This is a genomic window from Niastella sp. (assembly GCF_045805085.1).
In the GTDB taxonomy this organism is placed as follows: domain Bacteria; phylum Bacteroidota; class Bacteroidia; order Chitinophagales; family Chitinophagaceae; genus Niastella.
On the sequence record NZ_JBJMLX010000538.1, the window covers coordinates 1 to 1,994 of the forward strand.

The 1,994-nt window shown below is 41.9% G+C and carries 2 protein-coding genes; one reads left to right on the forward strand and one right to left on the reverse strand.

What is annotated here, in order from left to right:
• The first annotated feature begins 429 nt into the window (after positions 1–429).
• Positions 430–1,443 (forward strand): WD40/YVTN/BNR-like repeat-containing protein, encoded by a 1,014-nt coding sequence (locus ACJ751_RS28020; RefSeq protein ID WP_407748847.1) that lies wholly within the window; start codon positions 430–432, stop codon positions 1,441–1,443.
• A gap of 3 nt (positions 1,444–1,446) precedes the next feature.
• On the opposite strand, the gene ACJ751_RS28025 is transcribed toward ACJ751_RS28020, so the two are convergent.
• Positions 1,447–1,776 carry a DMT family protein gene (locus ACJ751_RS28025; RefSeq protein ID WP_407748848.1) on the reverse strand — a complete coding sequence of 110 codons (330 nt, stop codon included), beginning with the start codon at positions 1,774–1,776 and terminating at the stop codon, positions 1,447–1,449.
• Between the last annotated feature and the right edge of the window lie 218 nt (positions 1,777–1,994).

The window sequence follows — 1,994 nt, forward strand, 5'->3', positions numbered from 1 at the left end:
CACATTTGCTCTATGATTGTATGGGTTTAACATATATTTTTGATTCACTGATTTAGTAGTCAGTAAGTTTTTTTAAAGAGGTTTTAAAATCCAGTTATCCGAACCACCATCCAATATCAAGTGTAAAGATCAAATGTTCCAAAAGCGATTTCACTAACAATGTAGATCGTATCCTGAAGTATCCAGAAAAAACCGTTCACAGTACTAAATCCAATTTCCAGATCCAAAGAACCAAGGTCCAAATTAAATCCTTGAAAAACCCAGTCGATATCCTGAAAACCCGTAGCCAATAACGTGTTTTACCTTTGAAATTAAAATCCGATACTATTGAAAACAGTTACATTTGGTAGGTTCGACTGAAAAAATTATATAGTCCCGCTTTTAGCGGGACTTTTTGTTTAAATTCAGCCCAACTAACCTACAACACCCATGACTGCGCGCCTGTATATCTTCCTGTTCCTGACAGCCCTATCACTTTGTGCTGATGCCCAAACCATTGAAATGCTTACCAGCGGTCAGGCAGTATCAATAAGAGGGTTATGCCCGGTAAATGACAACATAGTTTGGGTAAGTGGCAGCAAGGGTACCGTTGGCAGGTCGCTGAACGGCGGTAAAACCTGGCAATGGATAAACGTAAAAGGATTCGAGAGAACAGATTTCCGCGATATTGAGGCTTTTAATGCCAATACAGCTATTATAATGGGTATTGCCGAACCGGCTTATATTTTAAAGACAACCGATGGCGGCGCCAGCTGGAAGGTTGTTTTTGCAGATTCTACCAAAGGTATGTTTCTCGATGCCATGGACTTTTATGATAATAAACACGGTATTGTAGTAGGCGATCCCATTGATTCCAAGTTCTATATCGCCAAAACTACCAATGGCGGTAATACCTGGACAAAAACACCTTCCATTATGCAATCAAATGCCGCTCCCGGTGAAGGTTGTTTTGCCAGCAGCGGCAGTAACATCTATTATTTCCGTGACAAGGATTTTTTGTTTGTAAGTGGGGGCACCATCAGCCGGGTACATGATGATACCGGAGGCCGCCTGCTTCCCATTATACAGGGTAAAGAAAGCATGGGCGCCAATTCCATTGCCGTACGCTCCGATGGGCCCCGGGTAAGCAATACATTTATAATTGCAGGTGGCGATTTTACCAATGACAAAGATACCACGCTTAATTGTGTATTTACGCACGATGGCGGTCACACCTGGTTACATCCCACTACTCCACCCCATGGTTATCGCAGCAGCATTATATATATTACCGGTAAAAAGCTGCTGAGTTGTGGCACTTCAGGCGTTGACCTTTCAACCGATAGCGGCGTCAGCTGGCGCCTGATAAGCGAAAACGGTTTTCATGTTTGCCGCAAAGCGAAGAAGGGAAAGGCCGTTTTTTTAGCTGGCAGCAATGGGAGAATAGCGAAGTTGGTGTTGTAAGTATTACTTCTTAAACATAAAATATACAGCCCCTAATAGCAACGCAAAGCTCACCAGGTATTTCCAGTGAAAGGGTTCATGCAAATACAACATGGCAAACGCGGTAAATACCACCAGGGTGATCACTTCCTGGGTCATCTTTAACTGAAACCCGGTAAACCCGTTACTAAATCCCCAGCGATTGGCCGGCACCATTAAACAATATTCAAAGAAAGCAATTCCCCAGCTTATCAATATAGCCTTCCATAAGGGCAGTTGTTGCTGTTTTAAATGACCATACCAGGCAATTGTCATAAACACATTAGAGCAGATCAACAAAAGGATAGTTCTCATGCGTCAAAAATAAAGATGATAATTTACTATAAAGCAAAAGCCCCGACGATTATATCGGGGCTTTATAATTTCTTTACAGTAGTGTAAGATTTCATGGCTATGGAGAGTTACTGTAAAGTGTCGCAAAAGTAAACATTTGTTGCTAAAACTTCTTGTGCAAGTTTGTAACTGTGCATTTTTAGGCAAAATCCGTGCGCTTTTGGGTAAAATTCGTGCGA

Excerpts from the sequence above, each read along its gene's own strand:
- ACJ751_RS28020 (WP_407748847.1), top strand. The coding sequence starts at position 430 with ATGACTGCGCGCCTGTATATCTTCCTGTTCCTGACAGCCCTATCACTT.
- ACJ751_RS28025 (WP_407748848.1), bottom strand. The coding sequence starts at position 1,776 with ATGAGAACTATCCTTTTGTTGATCTGCTCTAATGTGTTTATGACAATT.